Origin of the sequence: Mycobacterium decipiens, assembly GCF_963853665.1 — a bacterium.
GTDB lineage: Bacteria > Actinomycetota > Actinomycetes > Mycobacteriales > Mycobacteriaceae > Mycobacterium > Mycobacterium decipiens.
Window position 1 is genome coordinate 1,211,991 of the sequence record NZ_OY970459.1, and the last position, 25,335, is coordinate 1,237,325.

At 67.0% G+C, this 25,335-nt stretch carries 24 protein-coding genes and 1 pseudogene; 14 read left to right on the forward strand and 11 right to left on the reverse strand.

The features are described from left to right. Positions 1 to 153: 153 nt before the first annotated feature. A complete protein-coding gene (locus AADZ55_RS05560; RefSeq protein ID WP_085323227.1) occupies positions 154 to 822 on the forward strand; it encodes a cation transporter in 669 nt (222 codons plus the stop codon). Here AADZ55_RS05560 and ctpC read toward each other — a convergent pair. The 4 genes from ctpC to AADZ55_RS05580 form a co-directional block, all read right to left on the reverse strand. Continuing rightward, a complete protein-coding gene (ctpC, locus tag AADZ55_RS05565) occupies positions 819 to 2,948 on the reverse strand; it encodes a manganese-exporting P-type ATPase CtpC (protein ID WP_085323440.1) in 2,130 nt (709 codons plus the stop codon). The two genes, AADZ55_RS05560 and ctpC, sit on opposite strands and share 4 nt — an antisense overlap. A gap of 103 nt (positions 2,949 to 3,051) precedes the next feature. Beyond that, positions 3,052 to 3,333, reverse strand: a complete 282-nt coding sequence (locus tag AADZ55_RS05570; RefSeq protein ID WP_085323228.1) for a DUF1490 family protein — start codon at positions 3,331 to 3,333, stop codon at positions 3,052 to 3,054. A 119-nt stretch (positions 3,334 to 3,452) separates the two neighbouring features. Further along, the gene (locus AADZ55_RS05575) at positions 3,453 to 4,196 is read right to left on the reverse strand and encodes a TIGR03089 family protein (RefSeq protein WP_207568996.1); all 744 of its coding nucleotides are present in this window, start codon (positions 4,194 to 4,196) and stop codon (positions 3,453 to 3,455) included. Then, complete coding sequence (locus tag AADZ55_RS05580; RefSeq protein WP_085323229.1) at positions 4,184 to 5,686, reverse strand: LCP family protein; 1,503 nt, start codon at positions 5,684 to 5,686, stop codon at positions 4,184 to 4,186. Before AADZ55_RS05580 ends, AADZ55_RS05575 begins: the two co-directional genes overlap by 13 nt. Before the next feature lie 78 nt (positions 5,687 to 5,764). Here AADZ55_RS05580 and rfbD point away from each other — a divergent pair, with 78 nt between their 5' ends. From rfbD to AADZ55_RS05595, 3 genes are read left to right on the forward strand one after another with little or no spacing between them, the layout of a single operon-like run. Then, positions 5,765 to 6,679 carry a dTDP-4-dehydrorhamnose reductase gene (gene rfbD / locus AADZ55_RS05585; RefSeq protein WP_085323230.1) on the forward strand — a complete coding sequence of 305 codons (915 nt, stop codon included), beginning with the start codon at positions 5,765 to 5,767 and terminating at the stop codon, positions 6,677 to 6,679. Next, complete coding sequence (locus AADZ55_RS05590; RefSeq protein WP_085323231.1) at positions 6,672 to 7,595, forward strand: glycosyltransferase family 2 protein; 924 nt, start codon at positions 6,672 to 6,674, stop codon at positions 7,593 to 7,595. The genes rfbD and AADZ55_RS05590 overlap by 8 nt, the downstream gene beginning before the upstream one ends. Before the next feature lies 1 nt (position 7,596). Further along, a complete protein-coding gene (locus AADZ55_RS05595; RefSeq protein WP_085323442.1) occupies positions 7,597 to 8,673 on the forward strand; it encodes a sugar phosphate nucleotidyltransferase in 1,077 nt (358 codons plus the stop codon). A 54-nt stretch (positions 8,674 to 8,727) separates the two neighbouring features. On the opposite strand, the gene AADZ55_RS05600 is transcribed toward AADZ55_RS05595, so the two are convergent. From AADZ55_RS05600 to cofD, 4 genes are read right to left on the reverse strand one after another with little or no spacing between them, the layout of a single operon-like run. Further along, positions 8,728 to 9,270, reverse strand: coding sequence for an NUDIX hydrolase (locus AADZ55_RS05600; RefSeq protein ID WP_085323443.1), 543 nt, complete (start codon positions 9,268 to 9,270; stop codon positions 8,728 to 8,730). Between the two features lie 38 nt (positions 9,271 to 9,308). Beyond that, a complete protein-coding gene (locus tag AADZ55_RS05605) occupies positions 9,309 to 10,907 on the reverse strand; it encodes a class I SAM-dependent methyltransferase (RefSeq protein WP_085323232.1) in 1,599 nt (532 codons plus the stop codon). Further along, on the reverse strand, positions 10,904 to 12,250 hold the full coding sequence (locus tag AADZ55_RS05610; RefSeq protein WP_085323233.1) for a coenzyme F420-0:L-glutamate ligase: 1,347 nt from the start codon (positions 12,248 to 12,250) through the stop codon (positions 10,904 to 10,906). The genes AADZ55_RS05605 and AADZ55_RS05610 overlap by 4 nt, the downstream gene beginning before the upstream one ends. Continuing rightward, complete coding sequence (gene cofD / locus AADZ55_RS05615) at positions 12,247 to 13,248, reverse strand: 2-phospho-L-lactate transferase (RefSeq protein WP_085323234.1); 1,002 nt, start codon at positions 13,246 to 13,248, stop codon at positions 12,247 to 12,249. The genes AADZ55_RS05610 and cofD overlap by 4 nt, the downstream gene beginning before the upstream one ends. A gap of 385 nt (positions 13,249 to 13,633) precedes the next feature. Between cofD and AADZ55_RS05620 the strand changes: the two genes are divergently transcribed. Then, positions 13,634 to 13,993, forward strand: coding sequence for a WhiB family transcriptional regulator (locus AADZ55_RS05620; RefSeq protein WP_423202387.1), 360 nt, complete (start codon positions 13,634 to 13,636; stop codon positions 13,991 to 13,993). Positions 13,994 to 14,018: 25 nt separating this feature from the next. On the opposite strand, the gene AADZ55_RS05625 is transcribed toward AADZ55_RS05620, so the two are convergent. Then, positions 14,019 to 14,438 carry a metallopeptidase family protein gene (locus tag AADZ55_RS05625; RefSeq protein WP_085323445.1) on the reverse strand — a complete coding sequence of 140 codons (420 nt, stop codon included), beginning with the start codon at positions 14,436 to 14,438 and terminating at the stop codon, positions 14,019 to 14,021. A 173-nt stretch (positions 14,439 to 14,611) separates the two neighbouring features. On the opposite strand from AADZ55_RS05625, the gene AADZ55_RS05630 reads away from it, so the two are divergent. The 4 genes from AADZ55_RS05630 (at position 14,612) to manA (ending at position 18,936) form a co-directional block, all read left to right on the forward strand. Beyond that, on the forward strand, positions 14,612 to 15,091 hold the full coding sequence (locus AADZ55_RS05630; RefSeq protein WP_207568997.1) for a DUF3499 domain-containing protein: 480 nt from the start codon (positions 14,612 to 14,614) through the stop codon (positions 15,089 to 15,091). Between the two features lie 101 nt (positions 15,092 to 15,192). Next, positions 15,193 to 16,599 (forward strand): phosphomannomutase/phosphoglucomutase, encoded by a 1,407-nt coding sequence (locus AADZ55_RS05635; RefSeq protein WP_085323236.1) that lies wholly within the window; start codon positions 15,193 to 15,195, stop codon positions 16,597 to 16,599. Then, positions 16,596 to 17,702 carry a TobH protein gene (locus tag AADZ55_RS05640; RefSeq protein WP_085323237.1) on the forward strand — a complete coding sequence of 369 codons (1,107 nt, stop codon included), beginning with the start codon at positions 16,596 to 16,598 and terminating at the stop codon, positions 17,700 to 17,702. Before AADZ55_RS05635 ends, AADZ55_RS05640 begins: the two co-directional genes overlap by 4 nt. Positions 17,703 to 17,709: 7 nt before the next feature. Continuing rightward, positions 17,710 to 18,936, forward strand: a complete 1,227-nt coding sequence (manA, locus tag AADZ55_RS05645) for a mannose-6-phosphate isomerase, class I (RefSeq protein WP_085323238.1) — start codon at positions 17,710 to 17,712, stop codon at positions 18,934 to 18,936. Here manA and AADZ55_RS05650 read toward each other — a convergent pair. Both AADZ55_RS05650 and AADZ55_RS05655 read right to left on the reverse strand, forming a co-directional pair. Next, entirely contained in the window at positions 18,920 to 20,299 is a 1,380-nt protein-coding gene (locus AADZ55_RS05650) for an FAD-dependent oxidoreductase (RefSeq protein ID WP_085323239.1), read from the reverse strand. The two genes, manA and AADZ55_RS05650, sit on opposite strands and share 17 nt — an antisense overlap. A 116-nt stretch (positions 20,300 to 20,415) precedes the next feature. Further along, positions 20,416 to 21,320, reverse strand: a pseudogene (locus AADZ55_RS05655) (oxidoreductase); the annotation flags it as partial. A gap of 89 nt (positions 21,321 to 21,409) precedes the next feature. On the opposite strand from AADZ55_RS05655, the gene AADZ55_RS05660 reads away from it, so the two are divergent. The 5 genes from AADZ55_RS05660 to AADZ55_RS05680 all read left to right on the forward strand — a co-directional run bounded on the left by AADZ55_RS05660 (position 21,410) and on the right by AADZ55_RS05680 (position 25,270). Next, complete coding sequence (locus AADZ55_RS05660; RefSeq protein ID WP_085323240.1) at positions 21,410 to 22,900, forward strand: amino acid permease; 1,491 nt, start codon at positions 21,410 to 21,412, stop codon at positions 22,898 to 22,900. A 96-nt stretch (positions 22,901 to 22,996) separates the two neighbouring features. Then, entirely contained in the window at positions 22,997 to 24,256 is a 1,260-nt protein-coding gene (locus AADZ55_RS05665) for an alkane 1-monooxygenase (RefSeq protein WP_085323241.1), read from the forward strand. Further along, positions 24,253 to 24,459, forward strand: a complete 207-nt coding sequence (locus tag AADZ55_RS05670) for a rubredoxin (protein ID WP_085323242.1) — start codon at positions 24,253 to 24,255, stop codon at positions 24,457 to 24,459. Before AADZ55_RS05665 ends, AADZ55_RS05670 begins: the two co-directional genes overlap by 4 nt. Continuing rightward, entirely contained in the window at positions 24,456 to 24,638 is a 183-nt protein-coding gene (gene rubB, locus AADZ55_RS05675; protein WP_085323243.1) for a rubredoxin RubB, read from the forward strand. The genes AADZ55_RS05670 and rubB overlap by 4 nt, the downstream gene beginning before the upstream one ends. Further along, on the forward strand, positions 24,635 to 25,270 hold the full coding sequence (locus AADZ55_RS05680) for a TetR/AcrR family transcriptional regulator (protein WP_085323244.1): 636 nt from the start codon (positions 24,635 to 24,637) through the stop codon (positions 25,268 to 25,270). The genes rubB and AADZ55_RS05680 overlap by 4 nt, the downstream gene beginning before the upstream one ends. Positions 25,271 to 25,335: the final 65 nt, after the last annotated feature.

Sequence of the window (25,335 nt, forward strand, 5' to 3'; positions counted from 1 at the left end):
CGCTCTCCCTGTGCAGCGCCGCGGTCGCTGTCGGGTACGCCCCATCTTGTGATCCCCCCGACAGCCGGGAAGCTGCTCGTTAGTCAGCGTAACCATAGGGGCTCGCGACGCCGCAGCCACCGTCCGGCTCGTGTTGCCTCTACCATCGGCGGGATGGAGACGACGACGGACCACTGCGGTGGATCCACGCTGGATTCGCCCCTGTCGGTCGCGCGAGACGCCGAGTGGCAGCGCAACGTTCGGTGGGCCCGACGGCTGGCGTGGGTCAGCCTGACCGTCTTGCTCACCGAGGGCGCCGTGGGGCTGTGGCAGGGTCTTGCGGTCGGATCCGTCGCGTTGACCGGGTGGGCGCTCGGCGGCGGATCCGAGGGCCTGGCCAGTGCGATGGTGCTGTGGCGCTTCACCGGCGACCGGCTGTGGTCGGCGACCGCGGAGCGGCGCGCCCAGCGCGGAGTTGCGGTGTCGTTCTGGCTGGCGGCCCCCTATATCGCAGCCGAGTCCATCCGTCACCTAGGCGGCGAGCATCGCGCCGAGACCTCGGTGATCGGCATCGGACTGACAGCGATCGCCCTGCTGCTCATGCCGATACTTGGCTGGGCCAACCACACGCTGGGCGCGCGGCTGGAGTCGGAGGCCACCGCGGGCGAAGGCACCCAGAACTATCTGTGTGCTGCGCAGGCCGCCGCCGTTCTGCTCGGCCTGGCCATCACCGCCGCCTGGCCGGGCGGTTGGTGGATCGACCCCGCGATCGGGCTGGCTATCGCCGGTATTGCGGTCTGGCAGGGTATCCGCACCTGGCGTGGCCACGCCTGCGGCTGCTAGCGCGCCTCCAGCGTGGTTTGGTCCAGGCGGTAGCGGATCAACCGGGAACTGTTGGCCACCACCGCCACCGACGACGCGTTGTGCAGGATGGCCGCCAGCACGGGCGACAGCGCACCGCCCGCGCCGATCAGCAGCCCAGCGGCGTTGACCGCGATGGACATGCCATAGTTCTGCCGGATTACATCCACCGCCCGGCCACCCAGATCCCGCACGTCGAGCAGGCGGTGCAGGTCATCGTTGGCCAGCGCGACGTCGGCGGTCTCGACGGCCACGTCGGTTCCGGCCAGGCCCATGGCGATCCCGATATCGGCGGCCGCCAGCGCTGGGGCGTCGTTGATGCCGTCCCCGACCATCCCGACGACGTAGCCGTCGTCCTGCAGCTCGCGCACCACCTCGAGCTTGTCCTCCGGCATCACCTCGGCGCGCCATTCATCGATCCCCAGCTCGCCGGCCACAACCTGGGCAATCTCCGGATGGTCGCCGGTGAGCATGACGATTCGGCGGACGCCGTTGGCCCGTAACTTCGTCAGCACCTGCGCCGCTTCGGGACGCACTTCGTCGCGCAGGCTGATCAGGCCGACCAGCGTGCCGTCCACCGCGAGCAACAGCGGTGTCTCCGCCTGGCGGCGCAGCTTGTCGACCCACTCCGACGCCTTCCGCGACACCTTCACCTTCTCGGCTCGCAGCAACGACGGGCTGCCCAGCAACAGGGTCCGGCCGTCGGCCCAGGTCCGCATGCCCAGGCCGACCAGCACCTCGCACTCCTCATGCGGCGGAATGCTGATGCGGCGTTCCTCTGTCGAACGGATGACCGCCTCGGCCAGCGGATGACGGGAGTGGATCTCCGAGCTTGCGGCATAGGCCAGCACCTGCTCGGGCTCCCAATCCTTATGCATGGCAACGATATTGGTGACCACCGGACGCCCCACGGTCAACGTCCCGGTCTTGTCGAACACGATCGCGTCGACCCGGCCCGCCTGTTCGAGGTGGGATCCGCCCTTGATCAGGATGCCGCGGCGCGCGCCGTTGCCGATCGCCGCGCTGATCGCGGTCGGGGTGGACAGGCCCACCGCGCACGGGCATGCGATCAACAGCATGGTCATCGCGCGGCGCACATCCCCGGTGATCAGCAAGGTGATGGCCGAGAGGATGAACGAAGTCGGAACGAAGCGGCGGGAGAAATTCTCGCCGACCGTCTGGATCGGAGCCCGGTCGAGCTGAGCCTCTTCGACCCTGGTGATGATGCGCCCGATGGTGGTCTGGTTACCCACCGCCTGGGCGCGTACCACCACCCGGCCGCGCACCACGACCGAACCGGCGTGCACGCGCGTTCCGACCATGACGCTGACCGGCAAGTTTTCCCCGGTAATCGCGGACTGGTTGACGATCGCTTCGCCGTCGACCACATCGCCGTCGACCGGGATCGCGACGTGGTCGTGGACCACCACCTCGTCACCGATCTGCACGGTATCGATCGGCACCTGGACCTCGGTGCCCGCGTCGGGGCCCTCGGTCAACCGGACCCAGGCCGTGTCCTGGTTGCCGCGCAGTAGCTCCGAAATAGCCCGTCGGGTCCGCCGCAGCGTCAGATCCTGTAGGTACTCACCGATATTGAGCAACCACAGCACGGTGAGCGCGACCACGTTCTCGCGCAGGATGAGGCTTGCCACGGTCGCCGCGGTGACCAGTGCATCGGTGCCGGCCTTACCGGAGCGGAGTGAGCGCAATGCGCCGCGCAGGAACGGGTAACCGGTGAAGACGGTGACGCCAGTGGCCACCAGCTGGGCGCTCGACCCGAGCAACGGCGGTTGTTTCAACACGTAGCGGCGCATACCGAGCAAGGCCAGCGCCGCACCACCGAGGACCATGCGAAGCACATCGGTGTTGCGGATCTCGGACGAATGCGGTGGTCGCGCCGGGATCAGTTCGGCGGCGACGTGCGCGGCACCCGAGATCGCCGCCAGCACCGCCGAGCGGTCGCAGCGTCTGGGCGAATACCACACCACGACCGACCCGGTACGTGGGTAGGCGTGCACGACGCGCACACCGGTCTGCTTGGCGACAGCCTCCTCGACCGCGACTGCGCGCCGGGAATTGCAGCGGACCCATGCGACCTTTACCCGCATGCGTCCGGCCGCATCCGATACCACTTCCAGGGCGGGGTCGTCCGGGGCAGCGTCGTCGGATCCGACCACGTCTGGTGCGATAGCGAGGGCCATGTCGAGGCGATCAGTGGTCGTGGTCGTGGACGTCGCCGATCGCGGGAGTGGGCGCTTCCTCGCCGATGCGCTCGCGCGCTTCGGCCATCACATCGGCCACCCTGAGGCGGGCCGATTCCGCGGCCTCCTCGGCCTTGCGGGTTCCGCGCAGGCCCAGCTCGGCGGCCGATACCGCGGTCGCACGAAGCGGCGCCTTGGCCGCGGCCTTGCGCACAACGTCGTAGGCGGCTGCGCCGACCACCCCGTGGACTACCAATGTGGCCGCCTTCGCCAAAAATCCGTACGCCGCCATTGCTTGAACCTTCCTTCCGGTCTATCACTGTGAATACGTGTTGGCCACGACATTAACATCAAAATATCGCTATATCAACATGGATTCGAGCCGGTCGTCGTGGGGATTTATCGTTCGCGTCAGAGGACGCGGGTGACCTTTTCGGTTTCAATCCGGCGCTGCAGCACGGTCGGATCGGGATTGGCGACCTGCACCAACGACGCCCCGGCGGCCAGCACCGCGAGCAGGCCGTCTACCAATTCATCGGGTCCGGCCCACGAAGCGGTGGACAGCACCCGATCAGCTGCCGTCAAACCCCTTGCCGCCGCGGACGTCTCACAGTCGCGCAGGATCTGCTCGACAGATCGGCCAGCGAGCGCCGGACCCGGTTTGGGCTCGGGAACTATCTGGTCGCCGTGCACCCGCACCGCGGTCGCGTAGTCGGTCACGCCGACCGGTAGGTCGGCAGCCGGCCGACCGAACGGATCCAGCGACAGCACCGCCACCTCGCCGCCCGGCGCCGTGCTGCTCAACGCCGAGTCCGCCTCGTCCAGGCGTTCGGCGGTGCACAGCGCAATATCGACTGGGGAGCCGGCTGGGGAATCGTCGAGTATCGCCTCGGCGCCAATCCACCACACGCCGAACAAGACCGCCGCGGTCTGCCAATGGGCCGGCAATAGGATCGCAATCCGGCTGGTCGGCGTGGCGGCCAGCTCGTCGCGCAACAGGTTGCCGGTTTTGGCAGCCCAGTTGGCCAGCGTCACGGCGGATAGTTCGATGCGCTCGCCGGTGGCGTCGTCGTAGTAGGTGATGCGCGGGCCGACCGGGTCGGCGCGCAGCATCGGATCCAGGATCGCCGCGCTAAGGGTGGTCAGTTGATGCATTCCGGTGCGTCAGAGCCGGCGGTAAGGATCGGCGAGGGCGGGGGAGCGGTGTCGTCAGGGGACCCGAGGTTCGACGCGCGGGCCGGCGATACCATGCCGTTCGGGTCGCCACCCCCCAGGCCGGAGCCGGGGCCACTGTAATCGTCGGCCAGCACTACTCGCACCGATCCGGCCGGGATGGACGCGTCGGCGACCACCGGCAACCCGCCCAGTTCCTTTGCGACCTCCTGTGCGCCCAGGTCGTCGTCCTTGGCGGCACGCACCTGGCTGCCCTTCACGTGGCCGCCGTCGTTGTTGCCCACAGATCCGGCAGTAAACCCCTTGGCGCTCAACACTTTTGAAACAGCCGTCGCCAGCCCGTTGATGTCGGTGTCGTTGACCACGTTTGCCGTGGTCTTGGCGGGCGCGTAGGCCAGCTCCTCGGTTTTGCCCTGGTCCTGCTCGTGTAGCAAGCCGGCGACCCAGTCCTGGACCTGACGCGGATCCACTCGCACCACGCTTTGCATGCCGTCGTCGCTCCAGCCGGACCCGTCGAGCACCGGGATGGTGGCGAAGGCGACGTTACCGCCGGCGAGCTTCTGTAGTTGGCGGACGAAATCCATGACGTTCCACCCGGAAGAGAGCACCACCGAGCGCTGCACCGCCTGCTCCAGCCGTTTCAGGGTGGCGGGGCTGGACAGCGTCTGCCCGGAGATGACCCGGTGGGCCAGCGAGGCCATCACTGCCTGCTGGCGCACCACCCGGTCCAGGTCGCCGCGGGGCAGGTCGTGACGCTGGCGAACGAAGCTGAGCGCTTGTGGACCGTTGAGTTTCTGCTGGCCGGCTGGGAAGTCGGCACCTGAAAGTGGTTCGTACACCGGATCTTTGAGGCAGACGTCGACGCCGCCGAGCGCGTCGGCGATTAGTGAGAAGCCGAGCAGCCCGATCTCGGCGTAGTGGTCGACGGTAACGCCGGTGAGGTCGGCAACGGTCTTGATCAGAGCTTCACGACCGGCCTCGGTGCCCGCGGCCGCTGCTTCGGTCGCCGAAGCACCAGCCTGAACCAGGTTGGCCCGCTTGGTCTCTCTGGTTTGGCCGTAGACGCCGTTGATCTTGGTCTTGCCGAGGCCGGGGGCCTGAACGTAGGAGTCCCGCGGTATCGAGATTGCGGTAGCCGACTTCCCGCTGTTGGGTATCCGGATCAGGATGATGGTGTCCGTGTTGGTGGCTTCCTCGTCGCCGGCATGCAGTGTCGCCAGTTCCTCGGCCGACAAAGGGTTGCCGTGCGCATCGGTGCGGCTGTCGAGGCCCACCAGCAAAATGTCGATCGCGCCGTCCTCGCCGCCGTGTCCCAGCGAGGGCGCGGACATATGGAAGATGCCGTCTTCGAACGACCGGACGCTGCTCCACGCCACCCCGGTGCCAAGGACGATCGTAATTGCCAGTGCCGTGAAGATCGCCCGAGCGGTACGAGCCGCACGAACCGCACCAGCCACATATTGCACAGGCATCTCACTAGATTACTTGCGTAACGGCGTCAAGCCGGGTAGCCAGCCCCGGCGTGCCCGAGGCGTGCCAGACTCAAGCGCATGACGGGCAGGTCAGGAAGGCTAGTGATCACCGGGGCGGGCGGGCAGCTGGGTAGCCATCTGACCGCACAGGCCGCTCGGGAAGGCCGCGACCTGCTGGCACTGACTTCCTCGCAGTGGGACATCACCGACCCCGCGGTGGCCGAACGGATCATCCAAAACGGTGACGTGGTGGTCAATTGCGCCGCCTACACCGACGTGGACGGTGCCGAGAGCGACGAGGCAACCGCCTATGCGGTCAATGCCACCGGCCCGGAAAACCTAGCCCGCGCGTGCGCGCGGGTGGATGCTCAGCTAATCCACGTCTCCACCGACTATGTATTCAATGGCGACTTCGGTGAGGCCGAGCCCAGGCCTTACGAGCCCGCCGATGGAACAGCCCCGCAGGGCGTGTATGCCCAGAGCAAACTCGCTGGCGAACAGGCTGTGCAGGCGGCGTTCCCGGCTGCCGCCGTGGTGCGGACCGCTTGGGTCTACACCGGTGGGACCGGCACGGATTTCGTCGCCGTTATGCGCCGGCTGGCCGCCGGAGACGGTCCGGTGGATGTGGTCGACGACCAGACCGGCTCGCCCACCTATGTCGCCGATCTGGCCGACGCTCTGCTGCAGCTGTCTGACGCGGGCGTGCGTGGGCGCCTGTTGCACGCCGCCAACGGGGGCGTGGTCTCCCGGTTCGGTCAAGCCCGCGCGGTGTTCGAAGAATGCGGTGCCGACCCGCTGCGGGTGCGCCCGGTCAGCAGCGCACGATTTCCACGGCCGGCGCCGCGTCCGAGCTACTCCGCGCTGTCCGGCAAGGACTGGGCTGCGGCGGGTTTGACGCCGCTACGGCACTGGCGCAGTGCACTTGTCGCGGCGCTGGCCCTAGCTCAGGGCCCAGCTTTGGCCGATCGACGGTTACCCTCGACGCGTGACTGACTTCCTGCCGGTCGTAGCGGTGACCTACTCGCCGGGGCCGCATCTGGAGCGGTTCCTGGCCTCGCTGTCGCTGGCCACCGAGCGGCCGGTCAGCGTTCTGCTGGCGGACAACGGCTCCACCGACGGAACTCCGCAGGCCGCGGTCGAGCGCTACCCCAACGTGCGGTTGCTCCCGACCGGGGCCAACCTCGGCTACGGAACCGCGGTGAACCGGACGCTCGCCCAGCTCGGTGACATGGCGGGCGACGCTGGCGAAGCCTTCCTCGATGACTGGGCGATCGTGGCCAACCCGGACGTGCAGTGGGGCCCGGGCAGCATCGACGCACTACTGGACGCCGCCGCCCGGTGGCCCCGCGCGGGCGCACTGGGCCCGCTGATCCGGGACCCCGACGGATCGGTGTACCCGTCGGCGCGCCACCTGCCGAGCCTGATCCGCGGTGGCATGCACGCGGTCCTCGGGCCGTTCTGGCCGAGCAATCCTTGGACGACGGCCTACCGGCAGGAGCGGCTGGAACCCAGTGAACGGCCGGTGGGTTGGTTGTCGGGGTCCTGCCTGCTGGTGCGCCGGGCGGCGTTTAGCCAGGTTGGCGGATTCGACGAGCGCTACTTCATGTACATGGAGGATGTCGACCTCGGTGACCGGCTCGGTAAAGCCGGTTGGCTCAGCGTGTATGTGCCGTCAGCCGAAGTTCTGCACCACAAGGGCCACTCGACCGGCCGCGACCCCGCCAGCCACCTGGCGGCCCATCACAAGAGCACCTACATTTTCCTGGCCGACCGGCACTCCGGTTGGTGGCGGGCCCCGCTGCGCTGGGTGCTGCGGGGATCGTTGGCGGTTCGTTCGCACTTGATGGTGCGCAGTTCGGTGCGCAGGACTCGCAGACGGAAACCGAAACTGGTTGAAGGGCGGCACTGAGTTGGCAACTCACCAAGTTGATGCGGTGGTCCTGGTCGGCGGCAAGGGCACCCGATTGCGGCCGCTGACACTTTCGGCGCCCAAACCCATGCTGCCTACCGCCGGACTGCCGTTCCTCACCCATCTGCTGTCGCGGATAGCCGCGGCGGGCATCGAGCACGTGATCCTGGGTACGTCATATCAGCCCGCGGTGTTCGAGGCCGAGTTCGGCGACGGTTCCAAGCTGGGTCTGCAAATCGACTATGTGACCGAGCAGACCCCGTTAGGCACCGGCGGAGCGATCGCCAACGTCGCCAGCAAGCTGCGCCACGACACGGTGATGGTGTTCAACGGCGATGTGCTCTCCGGCGCCGACCTCGGCGCTCTGTTGGACTTCCACCAGATCAACGGGGCCAACGTCACGCTGCATCTGGTTCGGGTGGGCGACCCACGGGCATTCGGTTGTGTGCCCACCGAGGATGGCCGGGTCACCGCCTTCCTGGAGAAGACGCAGGATCCGCCGACCGACCAGATCAACGCGGGCTGCTATGTCTTCGAACGCAAGATCATTGACCGGATTCCCCGGGGCCGCGAGGTCTCGGTCGAGCGTGAGGTGTTCCCGGCGCTGCTCTCCGACCCGGGGGTCAAGATCTGCGGCTACGTCGACGCGACGTACTGGCGTGACATGGGCACCCCGGAGGACTTCGTCCGCGGATCGGCGGATCTGGTGCGTGGGATCGCGCCGTCACCGGCCCTGCACGGGCACCGCGGCGAGCGATTGGTGCACGACGGCGCGGCGGTGTCGCCCGGCGCGGTGCTGATCGGCGGCACGGTTGTCGGGCGGGGCGCCGAGATCGGCGCCGGTGTCCGGCTGGACGGCGCGGTCATCTTCGACGGCGTCCGGGTGGAGGCCGGCTGCGTGATCGAGCGCTCGATCATCGGTTTCGGCGCCCGCATCGGTCCGCGAGCGTTGATCCGCGACGGTGTGATCGGCGACGGCGCCGACATCGGCGCGCGCTGTGAGCTGCTGCGCGGCGCCCGGGTGTGGCCGGGCATCTCGATTCCCGACGGTGGGATCCGCTACTCGTCCGACGTCTAGACCAGCGCCTTGGCCCAGATCGACGCTAGCGGATGCTCGACGTCGACCGTCACGCTAGCGTCTCCCCCGCAAGCCGGAGGTGCCCCCAGCTCGATGTGTCGCCCGAGCGACCAGATGTGCCAGCGCGTAATCGCTACCGGGTGGCAACGCGTCAACCGGCCACCACCGCAAGTCCTCCGACTCGTCGCTGACTGCGATCTGCGCCCCGGCCGGCGCGTGAGCCGCGAACTGCAAGTCGAGATGCCGCGTCGGTATGCCCAACGAGCACGTCACCGGGTGGACATGCACGGCCACCAATTCGGGCGCGATGCGCAGACCGGCGATACCCGATTCTTCGGTGGCCTCGCGCAGTGCCGCGGCGACCACGCCTTCATCGTCGTCCTCGCAGTGCCCGCCGAGTTGCACCCAGCGTCCAAGGCGCCGGTGCAGGCAGAGCAGCACCCGGTTGCCGCTGTGGTCGAGCACCAACGCCGAAGCGGTGACATGACCCGGCGCGCAGTCGCGACGGCAGGCGTCGGGGCGGCCGTGCACGAAAGCCAGCACGGCGTGCCGCAACGAGTCCTGCGCCGGATCGGGCGCCTGCCACTCGCTGAGCATCGTGATCACCGACACTCGAACGTTCGTCGGCTGACTGCTCACCGGGATCCCCGCTTGGTCCGGCGATCCCGGAGTGCGACCCACGCTGCCCGGCAGGTCGCGACGACGTCGGGCGCCAAGCCGAGTCCGTCGATTAGGACCCGACGATCCACCACGTCGAGCGCCTTGTCGACCTCGTTGGCCTTCAGTAGCAGGTCGACATCGCCGATCAATTCGGCGCCGGCATACGCCGGCGACGGAACGGGTAGCTGCTCGGCTTCTGCTGGTTCCAACTCCAAGATGCCTCCGCCGTAACTGCGGCCCATGATCTCGGCAAAGGCGAACGTCGCGCTGTTGTGGAACACCGCGGCAAGTGCGGCCGGCGCTGTCTGGGTGTGGGGGCCGTGGTCGACCCGAACTCTGTGCACCGTGTCCGTGCTCGTCGCCGCCGCGGCGTTGACGGTCAGCCGCGGTGCCAGATGGATCTGGCGCAGCATGAACAGGTCGGGGACCCACAGCGACGGAGTGCTCCACCAGGGCGTGCGGATGGAGCACTTATATCCCAGATGGACGCCGGCGGCTTCACCCGCGTCGATGTGCGCCACCAGCGCCGGGTCGGTCGGGTGGTGCGGAGCGTTGAGCAGCCAGGTGCGGTGCCCCGCGGCGACATCGGCCGTCCGGCAGTCGGTGTCGTAGACCAGGCCGGACAATTGGTTGCTGCGCGAAACGAGCGGGACGCAGTGCGGTGTCAGTCCCAGATCTTGGGCCTGGGTGTCGGTGAACGTGAAGAAGCTGTTGCGACCGGTCACGATGCCCACGTCCACCCCGGCCAGACGGCCCAGCGTTGTCATAACGTCGGAGTGCTTGAGCGTTCGAAGAGTCTGGATCTGAGCGGGGGCGAGAAAATACTTGGTCCACTTCTCCTTTTCGTGCAGGAGTGCGGGCCCCGGAAGACCGTGGTCCACATCGAGGTCGGCGTGAGTCAGCGCGTCGGGGGTGCGGAGATTGACCGTGCGCATCTGCGCCGGGCCCAATCCGACGACACCGCAGAACAGCACGACCTCCTGCAGGACGCCGTCGAACACCAAGCGATCGAAGGTCACCAGCGTGATCTTGCAGAATCGGCTCAGCAGGTAGTCGCGCAACTGGGCGGCATAGCTGACCTGGAGCAACTCGGCGGGCAGCACCAAACCCACGCGTCCGCCGTCGCGCACCAGGGTTGTGCTCGCCACGACGAACGGGACCCAGGCGTTGGTCAATCTGGTAGGCGCTAGTCCTTCGCTCCGCAGCAATTCCAGGGCCGGCTCACGCTGGTCCGTTGCCCAGTTGCCGAAACGGATGTAGGGGGGGTTGCCCGCGACCCCATCCCAGCCACCAGCATCGGACCTGCTCAGCCAGGTGAACAGGTTTTCGGCGTCGACCGGTGCGAACTCCCGCGACTTCGCCGCTTCCGCTGCGATCAGCTCCACGCCATGAGCCCGGTCACTCAGTGCGGCCAGCTCGCGCAGGATTCGGCCGTCGCCACAGGAGGGCTCCAGGAGCTTTTGCCCCGCCCGACGAACCCAGCCGGCAAGAAATCGGGCAACGGGCGCCGGCGTGTAGTAGCCGCCTCGAACCTTGTCTGCCGACGCGGCGGTCTTGCCCGCGAACGTCTTCATTTGCGGATCAGCAAGTCGGCGACGCGCACCGGGGCACGTAACCCGGTCGGCTCGTCGGCGTAGCCGATCGCGATGGCGCCCAACGGCTCCCAGTCGGCAGGCAGGTCCAGCTCATCGCGGACCAGGTCGGCGGCGAAGATCGTCGAGCCGATCCAGCAACTGCCCAGCCCACGGACCGCCAGCGCGACCAGCAGGGCCTGCACGGCCGCCCCGACCGCGACCGTGAACATGGTGTGTTCGGCGTCGGTGCGAGCGGCATCGGGGTAGCTGTGTGCGCCGTCGGGCACCAGCATTGGTATGACGACCTCGGGTGCCTCGTAGAGGATCTGGCCGCGTGCCACCCGGCGTTCTATCGCGTCGGTGGGCTTGCCGTCACCGGCGAGGTCGGACCGCCACTTGTCTTTCATCCGGTCGAGCAGCCGGGTGCGGGCGGCGCGCGTCTGCAGCCACACGAATCGCACCGGCCGGGTGTGATGCGGGGCCGGCGCGGTGAGCGCCTCGGCGACGGCGGCCTCGACGAGGTCGGGCGGCACCGGATCGCCGCTGAACCGGCGGACCGACCTACGCAATAGCTGGGCCTGCTGGCGACCCAGCTCCAGGGCTTCGGCGGTACCGAGCCAGAACAGGTCGTCCGCACCCGTCCGCAACAGTTGCCGGGCGGTCGAGCCGTCGTCCGCCACGCTGAATCCGCGCACCACCGCCACCGGCGTCGCGGTCAGTTTGCCTTTGACCAAGTCGGCGGCCGCGGCGAGCTCGTCGGCGACCGCGACCTCGGTGACGACCAACTCATTGCCGTATCGGTCGACGACACCCGCGTAGTTGTGCAGCACCGCCAGACCGGCAGCGCCGACCGCGGCGTCGGTCTGGCCGTTGCGCCAGGCGCGTCCCATCGTGTCGGTGATCACCACGGCGACGGTGACGCCGAGTCGCTCGCGCAGCCCGGCGCGTAGGGTCGCGGCACTGGCATCAGGATCTACCGGCAGCAGCGCCAATTCGGACTGGTCGACGTTGGATCCGTCCACGCCGGCGGCCGCCTGAACCAGCCCGAGCCGATTCTCGGTGATCAACGTGCGGCCCTTGCGCGCCAGCACCCGCACAGCCTCATCCTCGACCAGCTTGCGGCGCAATCGGTCTCTTCGCTCCGGCTCCTCGGGAGCCGGAACCAGCCGGCCCTCGCACTTGGACACCACCTTGCTGGTAACCACCACGACGTCGCTGTCGCATAGCCACGGTGCGGCCGCGGCAACGGCGGCGCTCAGATCGTCGCCGGGACGGAACTCGGGAAGCCCGGTGACCGGCAGAATCTCGAGCGTCGAGGCGGAGCCATGTTCGCGGCCGGTCACGCCACCACGCCCGCAAGATCCAGCCCGGCGCGAACCATCTCAGCCGTCGCCTTCGGGTCTCTCATCACCAGGGGTACCGACCGCACCGTGACCCCGTCTATCTCCGCGTGGTCGCCGTCGTGCACCAGCCAGCAGTCCAGTATCCCGGTGGTGCGGCGCGCGCCGTAGTGCCGGCCCACCGCGGCTGCGGTGGAATCCACCCCGATCACCGAAAGGCACGCATCGGCCATGCCGCGCAACGGCTTTCCACCGATGATCGGCGAGTAGCCGACGATCGGCGCGGTTGCCGCCCGCAACGCCGCGCGAATGCCGGGGACCGCCAGGATGGCGCCGATGCTGACCACCGGATTGGACGGCGCCAGCATGATGATGTCGGCGTCGGCGATCGCTGCGATCGCTTCGGTTGCAGCGCTGGACTTTTCAGCTCCGACAAAGGCAAAGCTGTGCGTCGGTACCTGGGCGTGATAGCGCACCCACCACTCCTGGAAATGGATCGCTCGGCGGGACTCGTCGACCGGATCGGTGATCACCACATGGGTTTCACAACGGTCGTCGGTGGCGGGCAGCAACCGTGCGCCCGGTTGCCAACGGTCGCACAAGGCCGTGGTGACCTGCGACAGTGCGTAGCCGGCCCGCAGCATCTGGCTGCGTACCAGATGGGTGGCCAGATCGCGGTCGCCGAGCTCGAACCAGTCGGGCTGCACCCCATAGCGCACCAGTTCCTCTTTGGCGTGCCAAGTTTCGTCACGGTGACCCCAGCCGCGCTGGAGGTCGACGCCACCGCCTAGGGTGTACATACAGGTATCCAGATCCGGGCAGACTCGCAGCCCGTGGATCCAGGCATCGTCGCCAACGTTTACGACAGCGGTCAGCTCGTGGCCGGCGTCCGAGGGAATGGGAATGTGTGGTGGAGCAAACTGGCCCAGACCCAGCAGCTGCTGGACCCCGAGGAGGAAGCGAGCGCCGCCGACTCCACCGACCAGAACGGTGACCTTCACATCGCAGGACAGTACCTCCCGGGATCGGCGGGGGATGTCCGGCCGGGCGGGGGTGACCCTCGGCGGCGGACCCGGTTGGCCAACCGGTCACCATGCGTTGTGACGACTCGCACCCGACACGCCGGGACCCAACCACAACAGAACCGCGGAAATTTTATTACGAGATGATATGGAAATGCGCCACCACGCTTGACCCGAGTCCTCAACTTGTGTCTAATCACATCAGTGTCATTTCCCGGTTGGCCGGCCGGTTCCGGTGTCGCAGACCGAGATTCGATCACTTGTTCGAATTAGGTTGACTGTACATCAAAACAGTGGGAAATCATTTCACTATCTATTTCAGTGAGGAGGCGGAGGCATGTCCTATGAGCACCTTCGGGGTGTAATGGGAGGCACACCGCATACCACTACCGGCTCGGCGACCGTGTCAGCAATGGCCTCACCGATGGCAACTGTTCGACCGCATCTGAGTTTGGTTCCCGAGGCGTCGGTCCCGTTCGAGGCCGAACCCCTGCCGCCGGCAACGACCGACCAATGGCAGGACCGTGCGCTATGTGCGCAGACAGATCCCGAAGCGTTCTTCCCGGAGAAGGGCGGCTCCACTCGCGAGGCCAAGAAGATTTGCATGGGCTGCGAGGTGCGGCACGAGTGTCTGGAGTACGCCCTTGCTCATGACGAGCGATTCGGCATCTGGGGCGGTCTCTCCGAGCGCGAGCGTCGCCGCCTCAAGCGCGGGATCATCTGACTCGGCCACTCGGTCGCCGCGAGGGTCAGTCGTCGATCGTCGGGTCGATGACGGAAGGTTCCACGTCCAGATAGATGGCCACCTGAGCCACCAGGATTTCGTGCAGCAGTTCGCCGAGTTCCTCGGTGTCCTTCGCTCGTCGTTCAATCGGCTTGCGAAACAAGACGATCCGTGCCCGCGTCGCATTGCCGCGGACATCTACGCCGGCGGGGATGAGCCGGGCCAGCGCGATCGGCCCGTCGGCGATGACTTCTGGCGGCCATTGCACAGTTTCGGGATCCTTGGCTGCGATCCGCGGAATCTCGTCGACCGCGATGTCGAGTTCCGAGACCCGTTCCTGCCAACGCCGCTCGATGGGTTCGTAGGCTTCCAGTACTGCCATGTCGAACCGCTCGGCCCGGCTGCGCCACCCCGGTACCGTCGGCGGCAGCAGCGGACCGCGCAGATCACGGCCCCGCCGCCTGGCTCGGTGCGAAGCGGATCCGCCCCGCGGCCGACGGCTCCACGAGGAGCTGCGGGAATCGCTCACGCGCCGATGGTAACGGTTGAACATCGCGGCTTGGACGGATGCGCGTGTCCGGCGCTTCCGCGGGGTTTGTCCACGATAGCCTTTCGATCGTGAACGTACCCCGTCGCTGCTGTCGGCCCGGGTGTCCGCACTATGCAGTAGCGACGTTGACGTTCGTCTACTCGGACTCGACGGCGGTGATCGGTCCGCTGGCTACTGCGCGGGAACCCCATTCGTGGGATCTGTGTGTCGGGCACGCCGGTCGCATCACCGCACCGCGCGGGTGGGAGCTGGTGCGGCACGCCGGGCCGCTGCCCACCCATCCCGATGAGGACGATCTGGTGGCTCTGGCGGACGCGGTGCGCGAGGGTGGCCCGAGCGAGCGCGCGTCTCACCCGAGCGGAACCGGCGCGCCACTGAACGGCTTCGACGACTTCCCCGCCGGAACAGCACGAGCCCCCGCCGATCCCCGCCTGCACCGCACCGGGGCGCATGCCGCCGCGCCGAGCGCTGGCGTGCTCGCGCCACCCGAGCCTCGGACCGGGCGTCGGCGAGGACATCTGCGGGTATTGCCCGACCCCGCTGACTAGTCTTCCCATACTGTTCGAGACCGATTCGGCCGGTATCTTTCCCAGGCCGATAGGCTGGCGGCCAAGAGTCGCAGAAAACCTAGGTCGTCAGGAGCCCGCGCATGTCTTGGCCCGCCGCGGCTGTCCACCGTGTCGTCAAGGCTTACGACGTGCGCGGGCTGGTCGGCGAAGAGATCGACGAGACGCTAGTTGCCGATCTCGGTGCGGCGTTCGCCCGGCTGATGCGTGCTGAGTACGCCCAACGGGTGGTGATCGGCCATGACATGCGGGACAGTTCGCCGCCGCTCGCCGCCGCTTTCGCGGCCGGAGTGACCGGCCAGGGCCTCGATGTGGTGCGAGTTGGGCTGGCGTCCACCGATCAGCTTTATTTCGCCTCGGGAGTGCTGGATTGCCCCGGAGCGATGTTCACCGCGAGCCACAACCCGGCGGCATACAACGGCATCAAGATGTGCCGGGCGGGCGCCAAACCGGTCGGTGCGGATACCGGGCTGGCCGCCATCCGCGACGACCTGATCGCCGGCGTTCCAGGCCACTCGGAATATCAGGGACAACCTGGAACCCTGGCTGACCAGGATGTGCTGGGCGACTACGGGGTGTTCCTGCGGTCGCTGGTGAACACCTCGGGGCTGCGTCCATTGCGGGTGGCCGTGGACGCCGGTAACGGCATGGCCGGTCACACCGCGCCGGCCGTGTTCGGTGCGATCGACTCGATCACCCTGTTGCCCTTGTATTTCGAGCTGGACGGATCGTTTCCCAATCACGAGGCCAATCCGCTTGACCCAGCAAACCTGGTGGACCTGCAGGCCTACGTGCGCGACACCGGCGCCGATGTCGGGTTTGCTTTCGACGGCGATGCCGACCGCTGCTTTGTGGTCGATGAACGCGGCCAGCCTGTCTCGCCGTCGACGGTGACCGCGTTGGTGGCCGCGCGGGAACTCAACCGGGAGATCGGCGCCACCATCATCCACAACGTGATCACGTCCCGCGCGGTGCCCGAGCTGGTCGTCGAGCACGGCGGCACCCCACTGCGTTCACGGGTGGGACACTCCTATATCAAGGCAATGATGGCCGACACCGGCGCGATCTTTGGTGGTGAACATTCGGCGCACTACTACTTCCGTGACTTCTGGGGCGCCGATTCCGGAATGCTGGCGGCACTGCATGTGCTGGCCGCCCTTGGTGGGCAAAGCCGACCGTTGTCGGAGTTGACCGCCGACTACCAACGGTATGAGTCATCCGGTGAGATCAACTTCACCGTGGCCGACGCTCCGGCGTGTGTGGACGCCGTGCTGAAGTCTTTCGGCGGCCGGATTCATTCCATCGATCATCTCGACGGGGTGACGGTGGACTTGGGCGACGACCGCTGGTTCAACCTGCGGAGCTCCAACACCGAGCCGCTGCTACGGCTCAATGTGGAGGGCCGCGGTGTCGAGGATGTCGACGCGGTGGTGCGGCAGGTCAGCGCTGAAATCGCCGCCCAGATGGCGGGCGCGAAGGCCGGACCGTGAACGCCATTCGGGCGGTCGATCTCGAGGACGCCGCGGGCCTGATCGCTGCCGACCGGGCCGGTCTGCTGCGGGCCGCGTCGACGGCCGGCGCGCAGGTGCGTGCCATCGCCGCCGCGGCCGACGAGGGCGAGCTGGACCTGCTGCGCCGCAATGACCGTCCCCGCTCGGTGATCTGGGTGGCTGGCCGGGGTCCCGCCGAGACCGCCGGGGTGATCCTGGCCTCGACGCTGGGTGCCGCGGCCGCTGAGCCAATCGTGATCGCCAGCGCGGCCCCGCCCTGGGTCGGGCCGCTTGACGTGCTGGTCGTTGCCGGCGACGACCCCGGTGATCCAGCGCTGGTCGGCGCGGCCGCGACTGGGGTACGCAGGGGTGCGCGGGTTGTTGTGGTGGCGCCGTACGAGGGTCCGCTGCGGGACACCACGGCAGGTCGGGTCGCGGTGCTGGAACCTCGGCTGCGGGTTGCCGATGAGTTTGGTCTGTCCAGGTACTTGGCCGCGGGTCTGGCGGCTTTGCAAACCGTGGACCCCAAACTGCGTATCGATCTGGCCTCGCTCGCCGACGAGCTGGACGCCGAGGCACTGCGCAACAGTGCCGGCCGTGAGGTGTTCACCAATCCGGCCAAGGCACTTGCCGCGCGCGTGTCCGGTTGCCAAATAGCCCTGGCCGGCGACAACGCCGCAACGCTGGCGCTGGCCCGGCATGGGAGTTCGGTCTTGCTGCGGATCGCCCGCCAGGCCGCGGCGGCGACCGGGCTTTCGGATGCGGTAGTGGCGCTGCGTACCGGGCCCAATGGTTTCCAGGATGCCGGGTATTCGGGGGAGGCCCTGTTCCACGACGAGGAAATCGACGGACCGCTGCCGCAGCGGCTGCGGGTGCTGGCACTGGCGCTGGCCGGCGAGCGGACGGTCGTGGCTGCTCGGGTTGCCGGGCTCGACGACGTCTATCTGGTCGCCGCTGATGACGTGCCGGAGGTGAGCGAATCACCCGGTGGGTCCGGGGGGTTGCTCGCGCCGGCGACTCCCGGTCGCGCGGAGCAGCAACTGGCAGTATTGGCCGTTCGGCTGGAAATGGCCGCCGTGTACATGCGACTGGTGCGGGGATAGATCGCCGGTGGAACTGCTACGCGGAGCGTTACGGACGTACGCCTGGGGATCGCGCACCGCTATCGCCGAGTTCACCGGGCGCCCGGTGCCGGCCGCTCACCCGGAAGCTGAACTATGGTTCGGTGCACACCCGGGTGATCCGGCCTGGCTGGAAACGCCACATGGCGAAACCTCGTTGCTTGAGGCGTTGGTTGCCGATCCGGAGGGGCAGCTCGGCTCCGCGTCGCGCGCTCGGTTCGGTGATGTGCTGCCATTCTTGGTCAAGGTGCTGGCGGCCGACGAGCCGCTGTCTTTGCAGGCCCATCCCAGCGCGGAGCAGGCCGTCGAGGGTTACCTGCGTGAAGAGCGAATGGGCATTCCGGTGTCCTCGCCAGTCCGCAACTACCGCGACACCAGTCACAAGCCCGAATTGTTGGTGGCGCTGCAACCAGTCGAGGCGCTGGCCGGGTTTCGTGAGGCGGCCCGGACCAGCGAGCTGCTGCGGGCGCTGGCCGTCTCCGACCTCGACCCGTTCATCGATTTGCTGGGCGATCAGTCCGACGCCGACGGTCTGCGGGCCCTGTTCACCACCTGGATTACCGCACCCCAGCCCGATATCGACGTGCTGGTGCCTGCTGTGCTGGACGGCGCCATCCATTACGTCAGCTCCGGCGCAACCGAGTTTGCGGCCGAAGCCAGGACCGTGCTGGAACTCGGTGAACGCTATCCCGGCGACGCCGGCGTGCTGGCGGCGCTGCTACTCAACCGCATCAGCCTCGCCCCCGGGGAGGCCGTCTTCCTGCCGGCCGGCAACCTGCATGCATATCTGCGTGGTTTCGGTGTGGAGGTAATGGCCAACTCCGACAATGTGCTACGCGGTGGCCTCACGCCCAAGCACGTCGATGTGCCCGAGTTGTTGCGTGTGCTGGACTTCGCCCCCACCCCCCAGGCGCAGTTGCGACCGCCGATCCGCCGCGACGGGCCGGGGCTGGTCTATGACACCCCGACCGATGAGTTCGCGGTCACGCTACTGGTGCTCGACGGCGATCACCTCGGCCATGAGGTCGACGCGTCGTCGCGGCATGACGGCCCGCAGATCTTGTTGTGCACCGAGGGTTCGGCGACGGTGCACGGGAAGTGCGGGTCGCTCACGCTGAAACGAGGAATGGCGGCCTGGGTAGCGGCCGACGACGGCCCGATCCGGTTGGTCGCGCGCGAGCCCGCCAAATTGTTCAGAGCTACTGTCGGGCTTTAGCTGCCCGTCGCTCGTGAAGCCATAGCCGCATGTTGTGTGCTATCGTGCGACCGATAATGCGTGCGGGCGGCACCATGTACAAGCTGTCCAGCAAGCTGAACCGGCGCAAAAACCATTCGGCGAGAACGGGATCGGTTTCCGCGGCACCCAGGAACTGATCGAACAGGTTGCCCGCCGCGCGCCACCAGCGGGCCGTGGGTTCGGCGGTCGCATGGTGAAAAGTGATGTCGCCGATGGCATTCATCATCCACACCGGAAACGTCGTCTTGGCGGTGGCCCTATTGAATTGCCGGGCGAGGTCGCCATCTTGCGCGCCGGCTTCCAGCGCGCGTCGCAGATGGCTGCCCTGCAGGGACGTCATGGTCATGCCCTGCCCGAAGGTGGGATTGAAGCTGGCCACCGCATCCCCGAAGGGGATGATTCCGGCGGGGAAGCGGTCCAGTTTGTGGTAGCGACGCCACCTACTGACTGGAAAAGCGTGGTATGCCGGGTCACCGAGGGGTTCGGCGTGCGCCAGCGCCGCGTTGAAGTGGTCCGGGAGTAACTCTTTGGCGAGCCCAAGCATTTCGGGAAACGTTCGCGGCGGTTTGGCTTGGGCCACACCGAAGGTGGTCAGCACCCAGGTGCCGTCCTCGTAGCACAGCATCCCCAGCCCCAGCGATTGGTCGTGCGACGCGCCCGCGACCACCACCTTCTCCTCGATCAGACCTTCCGGAATGCCGAACGCGTGGCTGGCGTAGTTGATGCCGATGTCCACGGTTGCCTCGGGTGCGCGCTGGTAGCCCCATTGCGTCAACCACACCGGTAGCCGAGTACCGCGACCCGCCGCGTCGACCACAAGGTCGACGGCGACAAACTCGGGGTTCTCGCCGCGAGCGGGGGGATCCAGGAGCACGCCGGTCACCCGCTGCAGCGGGTGCTCGTACCGGGGCTCGGCGACGCCGCGCTGCACGATCTCGACGTTGTCGATGTCGAGGACTCGCCGACGGATCTGCCACTCCAGATGCGGCCGACTGGGCACATAGGCGGTGAATTCATCGCGCAACGTTTGCCCGGTCCCCAGGACATGGCCCGCGGCGCCTAGATGGATGCAGTCCGGCCGGTTCTCCAGCATGGGCACACCCGCGGCCACCATGTCCTTCAGCAGGCCCGGGAACAGACTCTCGAACTCGTTTGCCCCGCGCGCCATCAGCATGTGTACGTGCCGGTCCTGGGGGACCGTGGCGCGGTTGGCCGGTGTGCGCGGCAGGTCGTCGCGTTCGTAAACCGTTACCCGGGCGAAGAAGTCGGAGAGCACCCGCGCGGCACAGAGCCCCGCGATGCTGGCCCCGATCACTACCGCGTGGTCACCCTTGTTTGCCAACCCGTGGCTCCCCTCCGTTTCAAGCAGAGTACCCAGGCAAGGCGCGGAGCCACACCCGCACGTAGTTGACGATGGCGCAACCGATCATCGCGGGTGACGGCACCATGCACAGGCTGTCGCCACCAAAAGCGTGATGGACTGGCCGTCGCATTGTGATCACTGACATGGCAATCCCGTCGCTCATCCACACCGGGTAGATGGTCCGGGCGGTAGCCCGATTGAGCTTGCGGGCCAGTTTGCGGTCAGAAAATTCCAGCGCCCGTCGCAGGTGGCCGGCCTGCAGCGACGCCATCGTCATGCCCTGCCCGCAGGTGGGGTTAAAGCTGGCTACCGCATCACCGACCGGAACAATCCCGGTCGGGAAGCGGCGCAGCTTGTCATAGCGGCGCCATCTGCTCACCGGGTAGGCGTGGCTTGCCGCGCTACCGATGGGCTTGGCCTGCGCCAGCCCGGCCGCAAACCGCGCCGGCGGCAACGCGGCGGCCAGTTCACGCATCCCGTCGAAGGTCGGCGGCGGTTTGGCATTGGCCACGCCGAAGGCCGTGCCAACGATGACGATGCTCTCGTCGAGCAGGCCCTCGGGGATGCGAAGTTTCTGGGTGGAATAGGTGATGCCGACGTCGACGGTTTGCTCGGTTGGCCGTCGGTATCCCCACTGCGATAGCCACACCGGCAACAGGGTGCCTCGGCCGGCCGCGTCGACAACGAGATCCGCAGGGATGAACTCCGGTTGTTGGCCGGGTGTGGCCAACTCGAGTAGCACCGGTGACTCGGTTGAGCGTGGGCTCGAACCGCGGCTCGGAGACCGAGCGCTGGACGATCTCAAACAGGCCGGGGAAGAGGTTCTCGAGTTCGTTTGCCCCGCGCGTCATCAACATGTGCAGGTGCGGGTCCTGGGGGACCGCGGCGCGGCTGTCCGGGGTGCTTGCGACTTGTCGCGCTCGAATACCGTCACCGTGGAATAAAAGTCCGACAGCACCCGCGCGGCGCACAACCCGGCGATGCTGGCCCCGATGACCACCGCGTGGTTCTTCGGGTTTTCTGCATGCCCCGCCGTCCTCGCAGCGTACCCAGTACTGTGCGGTCACAACGAATGCGAGAGGACGGTGCATGGCCGGTCGATGGCGCATGAAGTCGGTAGAACAGTCGATCGCTGACACCGACGAGCCCAGTACTCGTCTGCGCAAGGACCTCACCTGGTGGGACCTCGTTGTGTTCGGCGTCTCGGTGGTGATCGGGGCCGGCATTTTCACGGTCACCGCATCGACCACCGGCGATATCACCGGCCCGGCCATCTGGATCTCGTTTTTGATCGCGGCGGGTACCTGCGCGCTGGCGGCACTGTGCTACGCCGAATTCGCTTCGACGCTGCCGGTGGCCGGCAGCGCGTATACCTTCTCCTACGCCACCTTTGGGGAGCTCCTGGCCTGGGCGATCGGCTGGAATCTCGTGTTGGAATTGGCGATGGGCGCGGCCGTGGTCGCCAAGGGCTGGTCGAGCTACTTGGGCACGGTGTTTGGGTTCGCCGGTGGCACCGCCCGGCTGGGATCGCTGAATCTCGACTGGGGCGCGCTGCTGATCGTCGCGGTGGTGGCGTCCCTGTGTGCGTTGGGCACCAAGTTGTCGTCGAGATTCTCCGCGGTGGTCACCGGCATCAAGGTTTCGGTCGTGATCCTGGTCGTGGTGGTCGGCGCCTTCTACGTCAGGGCCGCCAACTACTCGCCGTTCATTCCCGAGCCGGAATCCGGGCCGCACGAAAGCGGCATCAACCAATCGGTGTTGTCGTTGCTGACCGGGGCGCAGGGCAGCCATTACGGTTGGTATGGCGTGTTGGCGGGGGCGTCGATCGTGTTCTTCGCGTTCATTGGCTTCGACATCGTGGCCACCATGGCGGAGGAGACCAAGCACCCCCAGCGTGACGTTCCGCGCGGGATCCTCGCGTCGCTTGGGGTCGTCACCTTGCTCTACGTCGCGGTGTCGATCGTGCTGTCCGGCATGGTTCCCTACACCGCGCTGCGGACCGTTCCGGGCCGCGGCTCGGCCAACCTGGCGACCGCGTTCGCGGCCAACGGAGTGTATTGGGCCAGCGGCATCATTTCCGTCGGGGCGCTGGCCGGGCTTACCACCGTGGTGATGGTGCTGATGCTCGGGCAGTGCCGGGTGCTGTTCGCGATGGCGCGCGACGGCCTGCTGCCGCGGCAGTTGGCCAAGACCGGTTCACGTGGCACCCCGGTGCGGATCACCGTGCTGGTTGCCGTGGTGGTAGCCGCCGCCGCATCGGTGTTCCCGATCACCAAGCTCGAGGAAATGGTCAACGTGGGCACGCTGTTCGCGTTCGTCCTGGTGTCCGCCGGCGTGATCGTGCTGCGCCGGACCCGGCCGGACCTGGTTCGGGGGTTTCGGGCTCCATGGGTGCCGGTCCTTCCGATCGCCTCGGTGTGCGCATGCCTGTGGCTGATGCTGAACCTCACCGCGTTGACCTGGATCCGGTTCGGCATCTGGCTGGTGTTGGGAGCCGTGATTTATGTCGGCTACGGGCGCCGGCACTCCGCGCAGGGCCTTCGGCAAGCGCGAGAGGCCAACCGGGGGGTCGTGAACTAGGCGGTTTACAAAAAGGCCATCTATGTCTAGACATAAGACGTAGACTGCTATATTGTCAAACTCCGATGTGGTATCGCTCACGAGGAGGTTTGACAGATGACCACACAAATCGGCTTCGGCAGACCCGACGAGCCCCGGGCACTCGAAGTGGGGGAGTGGCGGGATAGGAAGCGCTACCTGTGGCTGATGGGTCTGATCGCCCCGACCGCGTTGTTCGTCATGCTGCCGCTCATCTGGGGACTGAACCAGCTCGGCTGGCAGGCCGCCGCGCAGCTGCCCTTGTGGGTGGGGCCGATCCTGGTCTACCTTCTGTTGCCGCTTCTCGACCTGCGCTTCGGGCCCGACGGCCAGAACCCGCCCGAGGAGGTGATGGAGTGGCTCGAGAACGACAAATACTACCGCTACTGCACCTACATCTACATTCCGTTCCAGTACCTCAGCGTGGTCCTAGGCGCCTATCTGTTCACCGCCTCGGACCTCAGTTGGTTGGGTTACCCGGATTCCCATGGCGGATTGGGCTGGGCCGGCAAGATCGGTGTGGCGCTGTCGGTCGGTGTTCTCGGTGGCGTTGGCATCAATACCGCGCACGAGATGGGGCACAAGAAGGACTCGTTGGAGCGGTGGCTGTCCAAGATCACCCTGGCGCAGACGTGCTACGGGCACTTCTATATCGAGCACAACCGCGGTCACCACGTTCGGGTGGCCACGCCGGAGGACCCGGCTTCGGCGCGCTTCGGCGAGACGTTCTGGGAGTTCCTGCCACGTACCGTTGTCGGCAGCCTGCGTTCGGCAGTCCGGCTGGAAGCTCAGCGGCTGCGCCGGTCGGGAGTGAGCCCCTGGCATCCGAAGGCGTATTTGCGCAACGACGTGCTCAACGCGTGGCTGATGTCGGTGGTGTTATGGGGTGTGCTGATCGCGGTTTTCGGCCTGGCGCTCATCCCGTTCGTGATCACCCAGGCGGTCTTCGGCTTCTGCCTCCTCGAGGCGGTCAATTACCTCGAACACTACGGACTGTTGCGGGAAAAGATGGCCAACGGCCGCTACGAGCGCTGCGCCCCGGTGCACAGCTGGAACTCCGACCACATCGTCACCAACCTGTTCCTGTACCACTTGCAGCGGCACAGTGACCACCACGCCAACCCGACTCGCCGCTACCAGACCCTGCGCAGCATGGCGGGTGCGCCCAACCTGCCCAGTGGGTACGCGTCGATGATCTCGTTGACCTACTTCCCGCCGTTGTGGCGCAAGGTGATGGATCACCGGGTGCTCGAGCACTACGACGGCGATATCACCAGGGTCAACCTGCACCCGCGGGTGCGGGAGAAGGCACTGGCCCGGTACGGAGCCCCGGCATGACCCGCGCCGGCAGCAACGGCTACCGGTGCCCGGTCTGCGACTACGTCTACGACGAGGCCAAAGGTGATGCCAGGGAAGGCTTCCCGGCCGGCACACGGTGGGAGCAGATTCCCGACGACTGGTGCTGTCCAGATTGCGCGGTGCGCGAGAAGCGAGATTTCACACAGCTTTCGAAAGCAGAAAGGACGAAGGCAAACAAATGAATGACTACAAGTTGTTCCGCTGCATCCAATGCGGTTTCGAGTACGACGAGGCGCTGGGTTGGCCGGAAGACGGCATTGCGGCCGGCACCCGCTGGGACGACATCCCCGATGACTGGAGCTGCCCGGACTGCGGTGCGGCTAAATCCGATTTCGAGATGGAGGAGGTTGCACGATCATGAGCGCCCCAGGCACTATTGTCGCGCCTGTGAAGCGGGTTCCCTACGCCGAGGCATCGCGAGCACTGTTGCGTGATTCGGTCCTGGATGCGATGCGGGATCTGCTGCTGATACGGGACTGGTCCGCCATCACGCTGTCCGACGTGGCCCGCGCTGCGGGCATCAGCCGCCAGACCATCTACAACGAATTCGGCTCCCGGCAGGGCCTGGCGCAGGGATACGCGTTGCGCCTGGCGGACAGGCTGGTCGACAACGTCCACGCATCTTTGGAAGCTAACGTCGGCAAGGTCTACGAATCGTTCCTACAGGGCTTCCGGTCGTTCTTCGCCGAGTCGGCGGCCGACCCGCTGGTGATCTCGCTACTCAGCGGGGTCGCCAAGCCCGATCTGCTGCAACTGATCACCACCGAAAGCGCGCCGATCATCACCCGCGCGTCGGCCCGACTGGCGACGGCATTCACCGATACCTGGGTAGCCACCACCGACGACGACGCCAACGTGTTGTCGCGTGCGATCGTGCGGTTGTGCCTGAGTTACGTGTCGATGCCGCCTGAGGCCGACCACGACGTCGCGGCGGACCTGGCGCGGTTGATGACGCCGTTCGCGGAGCGCCACGGTGTGATCAACGTCCCCTGACCTGCGGGGCTGACTGCCGGCGGCTACAGTGGCTGAAGAGCGTACCTAGGCTAAGTAGCCCGCTC